General features: G+C 72.5%; 14 protein-coding genes. 12 read left to right on the plus strand and 2 right to left on the minus strand.

Translation table 11 applies throughout. The annotated features are described in order from the left end of the window. The first annotated feature begins 157 nt into the window (after nucleotides 1–157). Both S1361_RS29605 and S1361_RS29610 read left to right on the plus strand, forming a co-directional pair. Entirely contained in the window at nucleotides 158–643 is a 486-nt protein-coding gene (locus tag S1361_RS29605) for a DUF6099 family protein (RefSeq protein WP_208034946.1), read from the plus strand. 170 nt (nucleotides 644–813) lie between these two features. Beyond that, a complete protein-coding gene (locus S1361_RS29610; protein WP_208034947.1) occupies nucleotides 814–1,737 on the plus strand; it encodes an LLM class F420-dependent oxidoreductase in 924 nt (307 codons plus the stop codon). A 91-nt stretch (nucleotides 1,738–1,828) separates the two neighbouring features. On the opposite strand, the gene S1361_RS29615 is transcribed toward S1361_RS29610, so the two are convergent. Continuing rightward, nucleotides 1,829–2,782: a D-alanyl-D-alanine carboxypeptidase family protein gene (locus tag S1361_RS29615; protein ID WP_208034948.1), complete on the minus strand. Its 954-nt coding sequence runs from the start codon at nucleotides 2,780–2,782 to the stop codon at nucleotides 1,829–1,831. Between the two features lie 185 nt (nucleotides 2,783–2,967). Here S1361_RS29615 and S1361_RS29620 point away from each other — a divergent pair, with 185 nt between their 5' ends. The 9 genes from S1361_RS29620 (at nucleotide 2,968) to S1361_RS29660 (ending at nucleotide 13,781) form a co-directional block, all read left to right on the plus strand. After that, the gene (locus S1361_RS29620) at nucleotides 2,968–3,921 is read left to right on the plus strand and encodes a hypothetical protein (protein WP_208034949.1); all 954 of its coding nucleotides are present in this window, start codon (nucleotides 2,968–2,970) and stop codon (nucleotides 3,919–3,921) included. Nucleotides 3,922–4,016: 95 nt separating this feature from the next. Beyond that, the gene (locus tag S1361_RS29625; RefSeq protein ID WP_208034950.1) at nucleotides 4,017–5,504 is read left to right on the plus strand and encodes a 3' terminal RNA ribose 2'-O-methyltransferase Hen1; all 1,488 of its coding nucleotides are present in this window, start codon (nucleotides 4,017–4,019) and stop codon (nucleotides 5,502–5,504) included. Continuing rightward, the gene (locus tag S1361_RS29630; RefSeq protein WP_208034951.1) at nucleotides 5,501–8,044 is read left to right on the plus strand and encodes a polynucleotide kinase-phosphatase; all 2,544 of its coding nucleotides are present in this window, start codon (nucleotides 5,501–5,503) and stop codon (nucleotides 8,042–8,044) included. Before S1361_RS29625 ends, S1361_RS29630 begins: the two co-directional genes overlap by 4 nt. Before the next feature lie 46 nt (nucleotides 8,045–8,090). Next, complete coding sequence (locus S1361_RS29635) at nucleotides 8,091–8,234, plus strand: hypothetical protein (RefSeq protein ID WP_208034952.1); 144 nt, start codon at nucleotides 8,091–8,093, stop codon at nucleotides 8,232–8,234. Nucleotides 8,235–8,236: 2 nt separating this feature from the next. Beyond that, nucleotides 8,237–10,084, plus strand: a complete 1,848-nt coding sequence (locus tag S1361_RS29640) for a RiPP maturation radical SAM C-methyltransferase (protein ID WP_208034953.1) — start codon at nucleotides 8,237–8,239, stop codon at nucleotides 10,082–10,084. Next, a complete protein-coding gene (locus tag S1361_RS29645) occupies nucleotides 10,081–10,620 on the plus strand; it encodes a DUF5825 family protein (RefSeq protein ID WP_208034954.1) in 540 nt (179 codons plus the stop codon). The genes S1361_RS29640 and S1361_RS29645 overlap by 4 nt, the downstream gene beginning before the upstream one ends. A gap of 156 nt (nucleotides 10,621–10,776) precedes the next feature. Continuing rightward, a complete protein-coding gene (locus S1361_RS29650) occupies nucleotides 10,777–11,427 on the plus strand; it encodes a hypothetical protein (RefSeq protein WP_208034955.1) in 651 nt (216 codons plus the stop codon). Between the two features lie 21 nt (nucleotides 11,428–11,448). Then, a complete protein-coding gene (locus tag S1361_RS29655; protein WP_208034956.1) occupies nucleotides 11,449–13,035 on the plus strand; it encodes a hypothetical protein in 1,587 nt (528 codons plus the stop codon). Then, entirely contained in the window at nucleotides 13,032–13,781 is a 750-nt protein-coding gene (locus S1361_RS29660; protein WP_208034957.1) for a TIR domain-containing protein, read from the plus strand. Before S1361_RS29655 ends, S1361_RS29660 begins: the two co-directional genes overlap by 4 nt. 77 nt (nucleotides 13,782–13,858) lie before the next feature. Here S1361_RS29660 and S1361_RS29665 read toward each other — a convergent pair whose 3' ends face one another. Next, nucleotides 13,859–14,773, minus strand: a complete 915-nt coding sequence (locus S1361_RS29665; RefSeq protein WP_243769347.1) for a macro domain-containing protein — start codon at nucleotides 14,771–14,773, stop codon at nucleotides 13,859–13,861. A 101-nt stretch (nucleotides 14,774–14,874) separates the two neighbouring features. On the opposite strand from S1361_RS29665, the gene S1361_RS29670 reads away from it, so the two are divergent. Continuing rightward, a complete protein-coding gene (locus tag S1361_RS29670) occupies nucleotides 14,875–16,236 on the plus strand; it encodes an AfsR/SARP family transcriptional regulator (protein ID WP_243769348.1) in 1,362 nt (453 codons plus the stop codon). Nucleotides 16,237–16,269: the final 33 nt, after the last annotated feature.

The raw sequence follows: 16,269 nt of genomic DNA on the forward strand, positions 1-16,269 counted from the left end.
CGCTGCGTAGCCGAATTGCCTGTCGAATCCGAATTGTTGTCCACAGATTTCCGCCTACCTCTGGCTTTTCGTCTCACTGGCCCTCACTCTGGGTAGTGAACAAGGGAGTTCACGTAGCCGTGCGGGATGGCGCGGCCGACGGACGGGGGTTCATCGTATGGATGCGGTTCGGCTCATCCTCACGAGCAGGCGCGCCCTGGCAAGGGGCGCCGACACGGCGGAGATGATGACGGAGGTCTGGCAGGCCCAGGCCCTGGCGCAGGCGATCGGCAGCCGGCTCGCGGTCTCCGGCCCGCCGGAGCTGCGGGGCGAGGCACTGGGGCTGACCGAGCTGGCGGGCCGGGGCTGCGGGGTCCTGGACCCGCCCGACCTCGACCCGGGCGACCTGCGCGCCGCCCAGCTCACCCGGCTGGACGACGCCCGCGAGACCCTGCTCTGCCTCGGCGGCCTGCTCGGTGAGGTCGGCATGGCCCTGGTCGGCATGGCCAGCGCCGCGGCCGACGAGACGACGTACTGGCAGTGCATGGAGGCGATCGACGCGGCCGACGAGTCGCGCGACCGCGTCCTGGAGATGCTGCGCAAGCTGGCGGCACGGGCGGAGGTGGTGCCGGAGGACGCCCAGGACAGCCCGTCCGGGGTGTGAAGCGCCGCGGGCACCTCGGCGACGGCGGTGGCGTCGATCGACGTCCGAGAAGTCGATCGTGCCGGCGACGGGGCCGGCGCGCGGGGCGGCCGGTTCTCACCCGGCAGGGCACGGCCGTGCCGCAGGGCGCCGGCGCGGTTGACACGGCAGGTGCCGTGCAGGATAGGTGTATGGACCTTCGAATCTTCACCGAGCCCCAGCAGGGGGCTGCCTACGACACCCTGCTCACCGTGGCGAAGGCCACCGAGGACCTCGGATTCGACGCCTTCTTCCGTTCCGACCACTATCTCCGCATGGGCGCCGTGGACGGGCTGCCCGGCCCGACGGACGCCTGGATGACGCTGGCCGGCCTGGCCCGTGAGACCAAGCGCATCCGCCTCGGCACCCTGATGACCGCCGGCACCTTCCGGCTGCCCGGTGTGCTCGCCATCCAGGTCGCCCAGGTCGACCAGATGTCGGGCGGCCGGGTCGAACTCGGTCTCGGCGCGGGCTGGTTCGAGGAGGAGCACAAGGCGTACGGCATCCCGTTCCCGAAGGAGAGGTTCGCGCGGCTGGAGGAGCAGCTCGCGATCGTCACCGGACTGTGGGCGACCGAGGTCGGCAAGACCTTCGACTTCCACGGCACGTACTACGACCTCACCGACTCGCCGGCGCTGCCCAAGCCCGCCCAGCGGAAGGTCCCGGTGCTCATCGGCGGCCACGGCGCGACCCGTACCCCGCGGCTCGCCGCCCGGTACGCCGACGAGTTCAACGTCCCGTTCGGCTCGGTCGAGGACAGCGCGCGGCAGTTCGCCCGGGTGCGGACCGCCGCGGTGGAGGCGGGCCGGGCCGCGGACGACCTGACGTACTCCAACGCGCTCGTGGTCTGCGTGGGCAAGGACGACCAGGAGGTGGCCCGGCGGGCCGCCGCGATCGGCCGTGAGGTGGACGAGCTGAAGGCCAACGGGCTGGCGGGTTCCCCCGCCGAGGTCGTCGACAAGATCGGCCGGTACGCCGAGATCGGCTCCAGCCGGATCTACCTCCAGGTGCTGGACCTCGACGACCTGGACCACCTGGAACTGATCGCCGGCCAGGTCCAGTCGCAGCTGTCGTAGCCCCCCGGGCAGACCCGCCGGGCTCCGCGTCCCGCGACGCTCCGCCGCCGGAAGAGCTGCCGGGGGGACCGGATGATCCCCCCGGCGAGGCTCAGCCGCGCTGAGTGAAGCCGTAGTCGAGGATCTTCGTCGCGTCCTTGAAGCGCTGGTCCGGCGACGTGTCCGCGAGGATCGTGCCCACGACCGTCTTCGAGCCGCGGGTGGCCGCGAAGACCAGGCAGAACTTCGCCTCCGGCCCGGAGCCGGTCTTCACGCCGAACGCGCCCCGGTACGAGCCGAGGAGCTTGTTGGAGTTGTTCCACGGCTGCATGGCGTGCGTGCCGCCGCCGGGCCGGTACGACTTCATGTCGTCGTAGACCTTCGTCCCGACGACCTTCTTGAACGTCTTGTTCTTCAGCGCGACCCCGGCCAGCTTGGCCAGGTCCCGCGGCGAGGAGTAGTTCTTCCCGTTGGACACCCCGTCGAAGGAGTCGAAGTGGGTGTTCGTCAGGCCGAGTTCACGCGCCTTGGCGTTCATCTTGCCGATGAACGACTTCGTGCGCTGGGCCGTCGTCGAGCCGGTGCCGTAGGCGTCCGCCAGTGCGTAGGCCGCGTCGCAGCCCGAGGGGAGCAGCAGGCCGTACAGCAGGTCGCCGACCGACATCGAGTCGCCGAGGAGCAGGCCGGCGCTGGAGTAGCGCTGCTGGTGCGTGACCGGGTCGATGACGTAGTCGGTGTACTCCTTCTTGATCTTCACCTTCTTCCCGAGGTTCACGTCGCGCTGCGACAGCACCACCAGCGCGGTCATGATCTTGGTCGTGGAGCCGGTGCGCAGCCGCCCGTCCGGCGCCTTGCCGAAGAGCTGCTTGCCCGTGGCCGTGTTCATGGCGTACGCGCCCTGGGCCGACACCTGCGGCGCCGCGGCGGCGGAGTGCGGGGCGGAGGCCGTGGCCGGCGCCGCCGCCTGGGCGGGAGCGGTCGCGAGGACGCCGGCGCCGAGGACGGCTCCGGCCGTCAGCGCTACGGCGGCTCTCCGGCGGCCGCGGATTCCCTGGCCGTGGGTCATGGTTTCCCCCTTCTGTCACTGGTCAGTTGACGAAGGCTCACTCCATCAGGTCCGGGACCTCGGAGCCATAACGGAGATCACATGGAGGACACGCGGAGTTCACAACAGACCAACAGTGGACACCCTGTGGCGGAACTGTGGGCTCCACCACAGCGCACCCGTTCTCCGGCTGATCGGATGACCCGGTGCGTAAACTCCTCCCCCTCGCCCTCACCGGCCTGCTCGCCGTCTCGGCCTGCCAGTTCGTCGGCGACGACGACACCGACGGCGAGGCCCGCCGCCTCAACACCATGAAGTCGTTCCCGCTGAACGCCTACATACCGGACGCGACGAGCCGTGACGGCAAGGCGGTCGGCACCGCGCAGTGGATCCTCGCCAAGCAGTGCATGGTCCGGCTCGGCTTCAGCGGCTTCAAGACGCTCGACATCAGGACGGTCGAGTCGACCTACCCGGTCCGGCAGGGCGCCCTCACGGTCAGCAGCACGGTCGGTGACACCAGCCCGTACGGCGTGGACGACCCCGACCTGGCGGCCGAGCACGGCTACCACCACGCGCGGCGGGACGAGTCCGACACCGAGTCCGACAACCAGTCCATGGAATGGCCCGCCGACCAGTACGCGGCCCTCACCGGCACCTTCGAGTCCGGCGACAGCCACCGGGCGCACGGCAACCCCATCCCCAGGAAGGGGTGCATGGGCGAGGCGCTCAAGAAGATCTACGGCCCCGAGCCCAAGCCGACGGAGATCGGCGGCGTGAAGCTGAGCGGCTACTACTCGCTCCCCCTGCAGTACTGGTACATGGCGCACAAGGACGCGCGGAAGGACCCTGCCTGGAAGAAGGCCGACCGCGCCTGGTCGAAGTGCATGAAGGACGAGGGCTTCCACTACAGCGATCCGGACCAGGCCTCCACCGACTCCGCCTGGTACCGCGGTGACAAGCCGTCGGCCAAGGAGAAGAAGACCGCCGCCGCGGACGCCCGGTGCAAGCTCGACACCCGGTACATCCAGGCGGTGCACGCCGTCGAGAGCCGTGCGCAGAAGAAGGTCATCACCCGGAACAAGAAGGCGCTGGACGACCGGCGCGCGGACGACCGGCGGGCCATGGCGAACGCCCGGAAGATCGTCGACGCCGCGTCCTGAGCGAGGAGCCGGCGCGGCCGGTCCGGCGCGGGCCGGCCGTCGCCGTAAGGAAAACCGGTGGTCGGCGGGGGCACCGGCCGGGGAGACTCGACCGCATGTTCGTGACGATCTCCACCACCGGTACGGCCGGGCACCCGGCCACCGACCTGGGGTACCTGCTGCACAAGCACCCCGGCAGGGCCCAGGCTTTCTCCACCTCGTACGGCACGGCGCACGTGTTCTACCCCGAGGCGGACGCCGAGCGCTGCACGGCCGCGCTGCTGCTGGAGATCGACACGGTCGCGCTGGTCCGGCGGGGCAAGGGCAAGGGCCGTGGCGGCGCACCCGACGCCGCCCTCGCGCAGTACGTCAACGACCGCCCCTACGCGGCCTCCTCGCTGCTCGCCGTCGCGCTGGGCAACGTGTTCTCCAGCGCCCTGCGCGGCGTGTGCACCGCCCGCCCGGAGCGGGCCGCCGCACCCCTGCCCCTGCGCATCGAGGTGCCGGCGCTGCCCGCGCGTGGCGGGGCCGGTCTCGTCCGCGGCCTCTTCGAACCGCTCGGCTGGACCGTCACCGCCGACCCCGTGCCGCTCGACACCGCGTTCCCGGAGTGGGGCGAATCGCGGTACGTGCGGCTGGTGCTGGAGTCGGACCGGCTGACCCTCGCCGAGGCGCTGCGCCACCTGTACGTGCTGCTGCCGGTGCTGGACGACGCCAAGCACTACTGGGTCTCCGCCGACGAGGTCGACAAGCTGCTGCGGGCCGGCGAGGGCTGGCTGGCCGAGCACCCGGAGCACAAGCTGATCACCAGCCGGTACCTCTCGCGCCGCTGGTCGCTGACCCGGCAGGCGATGGAGCGGCTGGAACTGGTGCGGCTCGCGGAGGCCGACGACAGCGAGGTGGAGGACCTCGACAACGCCGTCGCACAGGACACCGGCGCGGAGGAGAGGCCGACCCCGCTCGCCGTGCAGCGGCGGGAGGCGATCACGGAGGCGCTGCGCGCGTCCGGCGCGGCCCGGGTCCTCGACCTCGGCTGCGGACAGGGCCAGCTGGTGCAGGAGCTGCTCAAGGACGTGCGCTTCACCGAGATCGTCGGTGTCGACGTGTCGGTACGCGCCCTGACCATCGCCGCCCGGCGGCTGAAGCTGGACCGGATGGGCGAACGGCAGGCCGCGCGCGTCCGGCTTGTCCAGGGCTCCCTCGCCTACACCGACAACCGGCTCAAGGGCTACGACGCCGCCGTGCTCAGCGAGGTGGTCGAGCACCTCGACCCGCCCCGGCTGCCCGCCCTGGAGTACGCCGTGTTCGGGCACGCCCGCCCGCGCACGGTCGTCGTGACCACCCCGAACGCCGAGTACAACGTCCGCTGGGAGAGCCTGCCCGCCGGCCACGTCCGGCACGCCGACCACCGCTTCGAGTGGACCCGTGAGGAGTTCCGCGACTGGGCGGCGACCGTGGCCGAACGGCACGGCTACGCGGTCGGGTTCACCCCCGTCGGCACCGACGACCCCGAGGTCGGGCCGCCCACCCAGATGGCCGTGTTCACGATCAAGAAGGACAAGGACAAGGACAAGGACAAGGAGAAGGAGGCGAAGGCGGCATGACCGAGACACAGCACAAGGGACGGGTCCTGCCCGTCACCGACCTCTCCCTCGTCGTCCTCGTCGGCGCCTCCGGCTCCGGCAAGTCCACCTTCGCGCGACGGCACTTCAAGCCCACCGAGGTGATCTCCTCCGACTTCTGCCGCGGCCTGGTCGCCGACGACGAGAACGACCAGAGCGCCAGCCGGGACGCCTTCGACGTCCTGCACTACATCGCCGGCAAGCGGCTGGCCGCCGGCCGCCGCACCGTCGTGGACGCCACCAGCGTGCAGCAGGACGGCCGCCGTCAGCTGATCGAGCTGGCCAGGAAGTACGACGTGCTGCCCATCGCCATCGTGCTGGACATGCCGGAGGAGGTGTGCGCCGAGCGCAACGCGGCCCGCACCGACCGGGCCGACATGCCCCGCCGGGTCATCCAGCGGCACATCCGCGAACTGCGCCGCTCGCTGCGCCACCTGGAGCGCGAGGGCTTCCGCAAGGTGCACGTGCTGCGCGGGGTGGAGGAGGCCGAGAACGCCACCGTCGTCACCGAGAAGCGCTTCAACGACCTGACCCACCTCACCGGCCCCTTCGACATCATCGGCGACGTCCACGGCTGCTCCGCCGAACTGGAGTCGCTGCTGGGCAGGCTGGGTTACGTGGACGGGGTGCACCCCGAGGGCCGTACCGCCGTGTTCGTCGGCGACCTGGTCGACCGCGGCCCGGACAGCCCCGGCGTGCTGCGCCGCGTGATGACGATGGTGAAGTCGGGCAACGCGCTGTGCGTGCCCGGCAACCACGAGAACAAGTACGGCCGTCACCTCAGGGGCCGCAAGGTCCAGCACACCCACGGGCTGGCCGAGACCATCGCCCAGATGGAGGGCGAGAGCAAGGAGTTCGAGGCGGAGGTCCGGGAGTTCCTGGACGGCCTGGTCAGCCACTACGTGCTGGACGGCGGCAAGCTCGTGGTGTGCCACGCCGGCCTGCCCGAGAAGTACCACGGCCGCACCTCCGGCCGGGTCCGCTCGCACGCCCTGTACGGCGACACCACCGGCGAGACCGACGAGTTCGGGCTGCCGGTGCGCTACCCGTGGGCGGAGGACTACCGGGGCCGCGCGGCCGTGGTGTACGGCCACACCCCGGTGCCCGAGGCCACCTGGCTCAACAACACCATCTGCCTGGACACCGGTGCCGTCTTCGGCGGCAAGCTCACCGCGCTGCGCTGGCCCGAGCGCGAGCTGGTCGACGTACCGGCCGAGCGGGTCTGGTACGAGCCGGCGCGGCCGCTGCGCACCGAGGCGCCCGGCGGGCACGACGGCCGGCCGCTGGACCTGGCGGACGTGCACGGCCGCCGGGCCGTGGAGACCCGGCACGCGGGCCGGGTGGCGGTCCGGGAGGAGAACGCGGCGGCGGCGCTGGAGGTCATGAGCCGCTTCGCCACCGACCCACGCCTGCTGCCGTACCTGCCGCCGACCATGGCGCCGACGGCCACCTCGCAGGTGGACGGCTACCTGGAACATCCGCAGGAGGCCTTCGCGCAGTACGCGCGGGACGGGGTCGCGCGGGTGGTGTGCGAGGAGAAGCACATGGGCTCCCGGGCCGTGGCGCTGGTCTGCCGGGACGCGGAGGCGGCGCGGAGGCGGTTCGGTGTGGACGGGCCCACGGGTTCGCTGTACACCCGTACCGGACGGCCGTTCCTCGACGACGCGGAGGTGACCGAGGAGATCCTCGGCCGGCTGCGCTCGGCGATCGACGGCGCCGGTCTGTGGGAGGAACTGGCCACCGACTGGCTGCTGCTGGACGCCGAGCTGATGCCGTGGTCGCTGAAGGCCTCGGGACTGCTGCGCGGCCAGTACGCGGCCGTGGGCGCCGCGTCCGGCGCGGTGTTCCCGGGCGCGCTCGCGGCCCTGGAGGCGGCGGCCGCGCGCGGTGCCGACGTGGGCGGCCTGCTCGCCCGGCAGCGGGAACGGGCCGAGGCCGCCGCGGCGTTCACCGCGGCCTACCGCCGCTACTGCTGGACCACCGAGGGCCTGGACGGCGTCCGGCTGGCCCCCTTCCAGCTGCTGGCCGTCCAGGGCCGCAGCCTCGCCGCGCTGCCGCACGACGAGCAACTGGCGCTGATCGACCGGCTGGTGGCGCACGACGGCACCGGGCTGCTGCAGACCACCCGGCGGCTGTACGTCGACACCGGCGAGCCGGAGTCGGTCCGCGCGGGCGTCGACTGGTGGCTGGAGATGACCGGCCGGGGCGGCGAGGGCATGGTCGTCAAGCCGCTCGGCGCGCTGGTCCGCAACGCCGAGGGACGGCTGGTGCAGCCCGGCGTCAAGTGCCGCGGGCGGGAGTACCTGCGGATCATCTACGGTCCCGAGTACACCCGGCCGGACAACCTGGCCCGGCTGCGGCAGCGGTTCCTGAACCACAAGCGCTCCCTGGCCCTGCGCGAGTACGCCCTGGGTCTGGAGGCCCTGGACCGGCTCGCGGACGGAGAGCCGCTGTGGCGGGTGCACGAGGCGGTGTTCGGGGTGCTGGCGCTGGAGTCGGAGCCGGTCGACCCGCGGCTGTGACCACGCCGTCACGGAACGCCCTTGTGCCGCACACACATCTGTCCATATGGTGGACAGCCGTGCGGCGCAGGGGCGTTCGCATGCCGCGAGGGGAGTGGTGGCCGTGGAGATCAAGAAGGTCGTGGTCCGCGAGGACCAGGCCGGCACCACCCGCCGGCCGGCGATCCTGGAGAAGCGGCCGACCCGCTGAGCATGCGCGTCCACCTGGTCACGATGCCGTGGCATCCCCTCGACCTGCCCTCGCTGCAACTGGGCCTGCTCAACCGGATCGTGCGGCAGGCCCGCCCCGGTGACGAGGTCACCGAGTTCCACGGCTCCCTGCGCTGGGCGGAGTTCCTGCTGGAGCACTCCGGCGGCCGGCTGCGGCCGGGGGACTACGTGGCGGTCGGCAGCGACGCGATCTTCCACGGCCTCGGCGACTGGGTCTTCTCCGGCGCCCTGTACGACGACCCCGGCTGGGGAACGGCCCGGCTGCGGCAGTACGCGGCCGACCGGGGCGTCCTCATCGACACGGCCCTGGAGATGCGCCCGTACGCGGCCCCGTTCGTCGACGCCTGCGCCACCGGGATCCTGGCCGCCGACCCGGACGTGGTCGGTTTCACCACCACCTTCATGCAGAACGTGCCGTCCCTGGCCCTGGCCCGCGCACTCAAGCGCAGAAGGCCACAGGTGACGGTCGTCTTCGGCGGCAGCAACTGCGACGGGCCGATGGGGCACGCCCTGCACCGCAACCACCCGTTCGTCGACCACGTGGTGCGCGGCGAGGCCGAGTACGCCTTCCCGGCGCTCTTACGCCACCTGGACGCGGGCACCGCGCCCGTGGACGTCCCCGGCCTGTGCTGGTGGGACGGCGCGGTGTCCCGGGCCAACACCGAAACCCGGCGGACCGTGGCCCCGGCCGACATACCCTCGCCCGACTACGACCAGTGGCAGTCCGCGCTGGAGGCCTCCCCGGTCCAGGAGTACATCCATCCCAAGCTCGTCGTGGAAGGGGCCCGGGGCTGCTGGTGGGGCGAGAAGCACCACTGCACCTTCTGCGGGCTGAACGGTTCCGCCATGGCCTTCCGCGCCAAGCCGGGGGAGCGGCTGTGGACGGAGATCGACCGGCTGGTGCGCCGCCACCGCCTGCTCGACGTGGTCACCGTCGACAACATCATCGACATGGCCTACTTCCGCGACTTCCTGCCCCGCGTCGCGGCCGCCGGCTGGGACCTGCGGCTGCACTACGAGGTCAAGTCCAACCTCACCCCCGCCCAGCTCCGGCTCCTCGGCGAGTCCGGCACCGTGCACATCCAGCCCGGCATCGAGAGCCTGGGCAGCCGCGTCCTGGACCTCATGGCCAAGGGCGTCACCGGCGCCCGGAACGTGCGCACCCTGCGCGAGTGCGAGAACCACGCCCTGACCTGCTCCTGGAACCTGTTGTACGGCTTCCCCGGCGAGCGCGCCGACGACTACACGCCCGTCATCGACCAGCTCCCCGCCCTCGTCCACCTCCAGCCGCCCAGCGGCGCCCACCGCATCCAGCTGGAGCGGTTCAGCCCGCACTTCACCGACCCGGACCTCGGCTTCGGCAAGCGCCGCCCGGCCGCGATGTACCAGCACGTCTACGACCTGCCCGAGGACGAACTCGCCGACTTGGTCTACCTGTTCGACACCGAGCCCGCGGGCATCGGCGACCCGGTCGAGCGGCGGCTGAAGGAGGCGGTGGCCGCCTGGCGGGCCGGGCACGCGCACTCCCGGCTGCTGTTCGAGGAGGACGGCGCCCGGCTCCTGGTGCACGACCGCCGGCACGGCCGGCCCCCCGTCACCCACCGCTTCACCGGCTGGCGCGCCGCCGCCCTGCGCCGCCTGGAGGACGGCCGGACCGTGCCCGCGCTGCACCGCCTGCTCACCGCCGACGGCCACGGAGTGGCGGCGGAGGCGCTGGAGACATGGGTCCACGAGGCCTTCGAGCTGGGCCTGTTGTTCCGCGACGGCGCCACGTTCGTCTCCCTGCCGACCTGGGGCGAGCCGGTCCGGCTGCCCGAGGGGGCCGGATGACCGGGCTGCCCGGCACCGTGCCGCACCGGCGCACCGGGCGCCGCGTCGAGACCGCCGTACCGCTGGACCTGAGCGGCGGGGGGCGGGCGACGGCGGAGGCGGTGCGGTTCCTGCGCGAGTGCCAGGGCCTGGGACTCGGCGTGAGCTGGCGGGCGACGGGCACACCGTCGTACGACCCCCGCGTGCTGCGCCACCTCCCCCCGCCGGCCGAACTCCCGGGCGATCCGGACCTGTTGGCGTCCTGGCGGGCCGGTCACGCCCACGGCGCCCTCTACCACCGGCGCGGCCCGGACTTCGTCACGGTCGTGGACCGCCGGGAGCGGGGCACGGCCGTCCGGCTGACCCTGGACCACCCCGCACTGCACGCCACGTTCCTCCGGCTCCTGGAGCCCACAGCCGTCGCCGCCCTGGACGCCGTCGAGCGGGAGGCACTGGGGCTGCTCACGGCCGAGCGGCTGGTGCTGGCCGGCGGCGGCTGGGCGGTGACCCTGCCCCCGCGCATCCGGCAGTGGCCGGTGCCCTGCACCGCCATCTGAACCCCCGGTCCGACGCACGCCCCGGCGCGTGGTGGATCGGAAGTGCATCGGAAGCGTGAAACCGGCTCCAGCCCGACGGATGTCGGGCAGAGTGACTGTCGTCATACCGACGGAACGAGCGAGATCCCGGACGTCTGCCGGGAGTTGCGAGGACCCATGAACCACACCTACGAGCCGCCGAGCCTCTTACCCGCCGGCGGTAGGGAGCGGACGTACGCACTGCTCATCGGTGGTGTCCCCTTCCTGCTGATCCTGCTCATGGGCATCGCGTCCCACCTGGACACGGAGAGCGGCAGCGGACCCGGGACGCCGCCCCTCGACGGCGGCGGCTACTCCGGCAGCAGTTACTCGGGCGGCTACTCCGGTGGCTACTCCGGCGACTACGACCCGTCGTCCTCGAACACGCCGGCACCGGACATCTCCACGGCGTACGAGACACCGACCTGGGCGCCCACCGACAGCGCCGAGCCCACGGACACCGCTTCCGACCCGGCCGTCACCGCGAGCACCGAGGCGGCCGACGGCCCCGCCGGCACGGTCACCCGTTTCTTCGACGCCATCAACCAGCGGGACTTCGCGACCGCCTGGGACCTGGGCGGCAAGAACCTCGACGCGTCCTACACCTCCTTCGTGTCGGGCTTCGCCACCACAGAGCGGGACGACGTCACCATCGCGTCCGTTCAGGGCGACACGGTCTGGGTGCAGCTCCTCGCCCGGCAGACCGACGGCACGCAGAAGTCGTACAGCGGCCGGTACACCGTGGCCGACGGTGTCATCACCGACGCCTCCATGACCCCCACCGGCTGACCGGAACGGAGCGAGAAGACAATGGCGAGCGACTTCCTCACCGTGCCCGCTCCGGCACCGGAACCGGGCGGACCGGTCGCGGCCCGCCCGGGCCCGGACGCGACGAGCAACGCCACCCGGCTGCTGTGCGCGGGCACCTACCTCGACCCGGTCTACCGCGCCGGTGTCATCCGCGAGCTGCTGACCCACCGGTACCGGGTCGTGGCCCCGTCGTACGGCTACGACGCGGTACCCGTGCTCGCGCACGCGCTGGCGGCACGCCGCCTGCAACGCATCCGGCTGGCCGTGTTCGCCGCGGGCGCCGCCGTCACGTTCTTCCTGATGGCCGTCGGCGCGCTGAACGGGTTCACCGCGCTGCTGGCCGTGCTCTGGCTGCTGTGGATCACCGCGTACCTGCGGCGGGTCGTCACCCTGCAGACGCTGACGCGCCGGCTGGCCGCCCGCACCGGGGAGGGACGCCGGGGCCGGGGGTTCGACGGTTCGTACCCCGAACACCCCGAGCTGACGCCCGAGCTGGTGGCCAAGATCCAGCGGGAGCAGACCTCGGACGGCACGGTGATCCGCTACGGCGGCTACAAGCCGTTCGTCGGCGCGGGCGCGCAGGTGCGCCGCTGGTCCAACGCGGAACTGCTGATCGGCGCGCCGCTCGGGGTGTTCGACGGCCGGCCCGGCGCGGTCGCGCCCGCGGCACCCGGCGCCACCGGGCAGGAGCCCAAGCGCAAGGAGGTCATCCCCTTCACCGTCGAGGAACTGACCGCCTACGTCGCCGACCGCATGACCGCCCGGCTGCGCGCCCAGGCCCGCCCGACGCAGCGGATCGAGGGCCTCGCCGTGGAGCGGAGCACCTTCACCACGGCCGTCACCACGCTGCGGGGCGTGTCCGAGCCGACCCCCGAGGAGCTCGACCGGCTCGACGGCCGGTGGGAGGACGCCCACGACACGGGACGCAGCTATCTGTGCATCCGGGTGGGGTCCTGGGACCAGGAGCTGGTCACCACGGCGTTCGTCGGCTTCGACCTCAAGGGCAACACCCTGCACACCGAGTTCTACTCGTACGTGCTGGCGCCGGTCCGGGCGAGCTTCCAGCTGGTGGACCGGCTCCCCGCCGCCCTGGACGAGCGGCTGCTGCTCAAGCTGGCCTGGCACACCGTCCGCGGCACGCCCCACTCCGCGGTACGGTCGGCCGCCGCCAAGGCGGCCGGTGCCCGGCTGCTGCCGCGGCTGCCGTGGGCCAAGGAGCGCATCCGGGTGCCGCAGCCGGCCGACACCAGCGAGTTCGGCCTCGGCCGCTACGCGGACGCCGTGCTCAACCGCGGTGCGGTCACCAGCGTCCGGGAGATGGCGACCAGCCCCCACTTCCACGTCTTCTTCCAGGAGACCGACACCATCAAGTACACGCAGATCGTGGAGCGCCAGTTCCTCCACGTCGTCCGTGACTTCCTGTACGAGCACAACGTGGACCTGGCCGAGCACGAGGCCCGCCAGACCAACATCCTCAACAACTACGGGCAGAACAACAACTTCGTCACGGGGAACAACAACACCACCAACTCGGGCACCCAGAACTTCGGCGGCCCGACCGGCGGTCAGGGGGCGGGAGCCGCATGACGCACACCTCGACGGGCGGCAACAGCAGCGACTACGGAAGCAGCAACGACTTCGGGCGGAACAACAGCTTCGTCACGGGGAACAACAACACCACCAACTCGGGGACGCAGAACTTCCACGTCCCCGTCCCGGCCCGTCCCCTCCGCCCCGTCCCCCCGGACCGGGACGACTCCGCACCGGCCCCGGACCGCCGCCGCAACGTCTTCGTCGTCCACGGGCGTGACGAGGAGGTGCGGCTGCGGATGTTCGACCTGCTGCGCCTGCTCGACCTGCGTCCGCTGGAGTGGGAGGACCTGGTCAAGGCCACCGGCAGGACGGCGCCCTTCCTCGGCGAGGTCGTCGCCGGGGCCCCCGCGCTGGCCCAGGCGGCCCTCGTGCTGCTCACCCCGGACGACATCGTCCAGCTCCACCCGGACCTGCGCGGCAGGGCCGAGCCGCCGTACGAGACCGAGCCCACCGGTCAGCCCCGGCCCAACGTGCTCATCGAGCTGGGCATGGTGCTGATGGCCTACCCGGAGCGCACCCTGATGGTGGAGGTCGGCGAGCTGCGCACGATCGCCGACATCGCCGGCCGGAACGTCATCCGCTTCGACGGCACGGAGAACGCCCTGCGCAAGATCGCCGAGCGGCTGAAGCTGGCGGGCTGCGCGGTCGACGACACCCGCTCCGACTGGCTCCAGACCTGGCCCTACCGCCATCTGTCGGCGTACGGCCGCACCGGGCGGGCGACCCCGCCGGCCCGCTGAGCCGCGGTACGGGCCCGGTGGTCGTCCACGGTCGGGGGACGGGCCCGTACCGCTCAGCGCACCGCTGCCGCCCGGCGTCAGACATGGCGCCGGGCGCCCGCCGCCAGACCGGCCAGGAACGCGCCGGTCTCCGGCAGGTCGATCCGCCCCAGCTCACCGGGGCGGATCACCACGTGCAGCTCGCGGCAGATCCTCCGCTCCCACGAGTGCACGACGAAGGACAGCAGGATCAGCCGCAGCAGGCTGTCCTCGTCCATGTCGTGCAGCCGGGCCAGACCCGCCCCGGTCAACGGCATGGTGAGGCGTTCCAGCTGGCCGTGCCGGTGGACGGCGTCCCACAGCCGGTCCAGGCCGAGCCACAGGTCCTGGACCTTGGAGGAGGCGACGCAGTCGTTGCCCATCCGGCTGTAGGCGACGGCGAAGACCAGGTCGGGCCGGGTGCCGAGGACGGCGACCGTGCCGACCGGATACCGGGCCCGCTTGCCCCGCGGCTTGTCCCGCGCGCTCTCCCACGCCACCGGCGTCACCCCCGCCAGCGCCGTGGCCAGTTCCGCGTCCAGCCGGCGTGCGTCCCCGGCGTAGCGGCGGGCGAGCAACTGCCCTTGCACGCTGCCGTCGTTGATGACGACGCCGTCGTCCACGACCGTGTCGAAGGTGTCGGTGAACCCCACCACCAGCTGGCCGGGCTGGTCGAAGAGATCGCCCTCCTCCACCACCACCGTCATCCCGGGGCGGGTGAACTCCTGCCGCACGGCGGCCTGCGGGCGCGCCCGGGCCAGCCCCCAGGCCAGGCACAGGGTGACGGAGCCGGCCAGCACCAGCCCGGGCCGGGAGACGACGCCCGGGAACAGCTGGCCGGCGAACTGCACCACGGCCGACACCCCGCCGAAGGCCGCCAGCACGCTGCCCGCGAACACCCGCCGCCCGCGCCACGACCGCAGGGGACGCAGCCGCCCGGGCCGCGGCGAGGAGTGCCGACCGGTCAATCGCATGCTTCGCTCCAGGTCACCTTGGTACGCTGACGGCACTGTCGACGGGACGTCACGCGGCGGAGGGGGCGAGGCGCGTGCAGACCCGTGCACCGTGCATACGGGTGAGCGTTCTGGGCCCCGTCCGGCTGGACGTGAACGGCACCGCCGTACGCCTCACCCCGCTCACCGCCCGGCTGCTGGCCCGGCTGGTCGCCGCCGACGGCGAGGCCGTCACGGCGCGCCGGCTGTACCTGGACGTCTGGCAGCCGACCGTGGAACTGCCGCACCAGGACCTGCGCAACCGCAACGAGGTGCAGAAACGGATCCTTGAGCTGCGCCGCGCCTTCGACCGGGCGGGGCCGGGACACGGTGCCCGGATCGTGCGCACCGACCGGCTGCCGACCGCGCGCGGCGCCGAGAGCACCTACCGGCTCGACCTGTCCGACGACGAGCTGGACAGCGCCGAGTTCACGCGCCTGGTGGGCGACGCGCTGCGCGCGGCACCGGCCTCGGCCGTCCGGCTGCTGACCGACGCCCTGCGGCTGTGGCGCGGCCGGCCGCTGACCGAGGTGCAGGGCGAGGAGTTCGCGCGCGCACCGGCCCGGCGGCTGACCCAGCTGCGGGAGACCGCGCTGCGGGAACTGATCGCCGGCCACACCGCGCTGGGCCGCTACGACCTCGCCCTCCCGGTGGCCGAACAGACCGTCCGGGAACGGCCGGAGGACCCCGAGGCCGCCGCCGTCCTCGCCCGGCTGAACGCCCGGCTGCGCGAGCGGCACGGAGACGAACTGCTGCGCCACACCCTGCGCGGGCTGCGGGTGGACGTCGTCGTGGTGCGCGGTGACCTGTTCGACCAGGAGGACGCCAACCTGGTCGTGGGGTTCTCCGACACCTTCGACACCTCCACCGACGACATCGTCATCAGCCGGGAGAGCGTGCAGGGGCAGCTGGTCGACCGCCTCTTCGCGGGCCGGCACCGGCTGCTGGACGACCAACTGCGGCGCGGGCTGAAGGAGGTCGTCCCGCTGGCCACCGAGAGCGTCCGGGCCAAGCCGCGCGGCCGGCGCACCCGCTACCCGATCGGCACGACCGTGCCGGTCCCGGTCGGCAGACGCCGCGTCTTCGCCCTCGCCTACTCGCGGTTGGGCAACGACCTGCGCGCCCGGTCCGCCCCGGCCGACCTGCGGCTGAGCCTGGAACGCCTGTGGCCGTCGGTCGCGCTGCACGGCCTGTTCAGACCCGTGGCGATACCGCTGATCGGCGCCGGCCTGTCGCGCCTCGTCGAACTCGACCACACCCAGCTGCTGTCGCTGATCGTCGAGACCTTCACCGAGAGCCTGCGCCAGGACCCGGCCGTCTGCCCCGAGCTGCGGATCGTCGTCCGGGACGCGGAGCTGGAGCGGACCGACCTCTCGGCGGTCGAGGCGTTCCTGCGCGGCGCGGACGAGCGGGGCCCGGTACTGCCGCCGACCGGCACGGTCTGACCTGTTCACACCCCCAGCAAAGCTCCCCGTCCG

Source organism: Streptomyces cyanogenus, assembly GCF_017526105.1.
Lineage (GTDB): Bacteria > Actinomycetota > Actinomycetes > Streptomycetales > Streptomycetaceae > Streptomyces > Streptomyces cyanogenus.

What these genes read in the sequence shown, in the direction of transcription:
- S1361_RS29605 (WP_208034946.1), top strand. Translation starts at nt 158, where the DNA reads ATGGATGCGGTTCGGCTCATCCTCACGAGCAGGCGCGCCCTGGCAAGG.
- S1361_RS29610 (WP_208034947.1), top strand. Translation starts at nt 814, where the DNA reads ATGGACCTTCGAATCTTCACCGAGCCCCAGCAGGGGGCTGCCTACGAC.
- S1361_RS29615 (WP_208034948.1), bottom strand. Translation starts at nt 2,782, where the DNA reads ATGACCCACGGCCAGGGAATCCGCGGCCGCCGGAGAGCCGCCGTAGCG.
- S1361_RS29625 (WP_208034950.1), top strand. Translation starts at nt 4,017, where the DNA reads ATGTTCGTGACGATCTCCACCACCGGTACGGCCGGGCACCCGGCCACC.
- S1361_RS29630 (WP_208034951.1), top strand. Translation starts at nt 5,501, where the DNA reads ATGACCGAGACACAGCACAAGGGACGGGTCCTGCCCGTCACCGACCTC.
- S1361_RS29635 (WP_208034952.1), top strand. Translation starts at nt 8,091, where the DNA reads ATGGTGGACAGCCGTGCGGCGCAGGGGCGTTCGCATGCCGCGAGGGGA.
- S1361_RS29640 (WP_208034953.1), top strand. Translation starts at nt 8,237, where the DNA reads ATGCGCGTCCACCTGGTCACGATGCCGTGGCATCCCCTCGACCTGCCC.
- S1361_RS29645 (WP_208034954.1), top strand. Translation starts at nt 10,081, where the DNA reads ATGACCGGGCTGCCCGGCACCGTGCCGCACCGGCGCACCGGGCGCCGC.
- S1361_RS29650 (WP_208034955.1), top strand. Translation starts at nt 10,777, where the DNA reads ATGAACCACACCTACGAGCCGCCGAGCCTCTTACCCGCCGGCGGTAGG.
- S1361_RS29655 (WP_208034956.1), top strand. Translation starts at nt 11,449, where the DNA reads ATGGCGAGCGACTTCCTCACCGTGCCCGCTCCGGCACCGGAACCGGGC.
- S1361_RS29660 (WP_208034957.1), top strand. Translation starts at nt 13,032, where the DNA reads ATGACGCACACCTCGACGGGCGGCAACAGCAGCGACTACGGAAGCAGC.
- S1361_RS29665 (WP_243769347.1), bottom strand. Translation starts at nt 14,773, where the DNA reads ATGCGATTGACCGGTCGGCACTCCTCGCCGCGGCCCGGGCGGCTGCGT.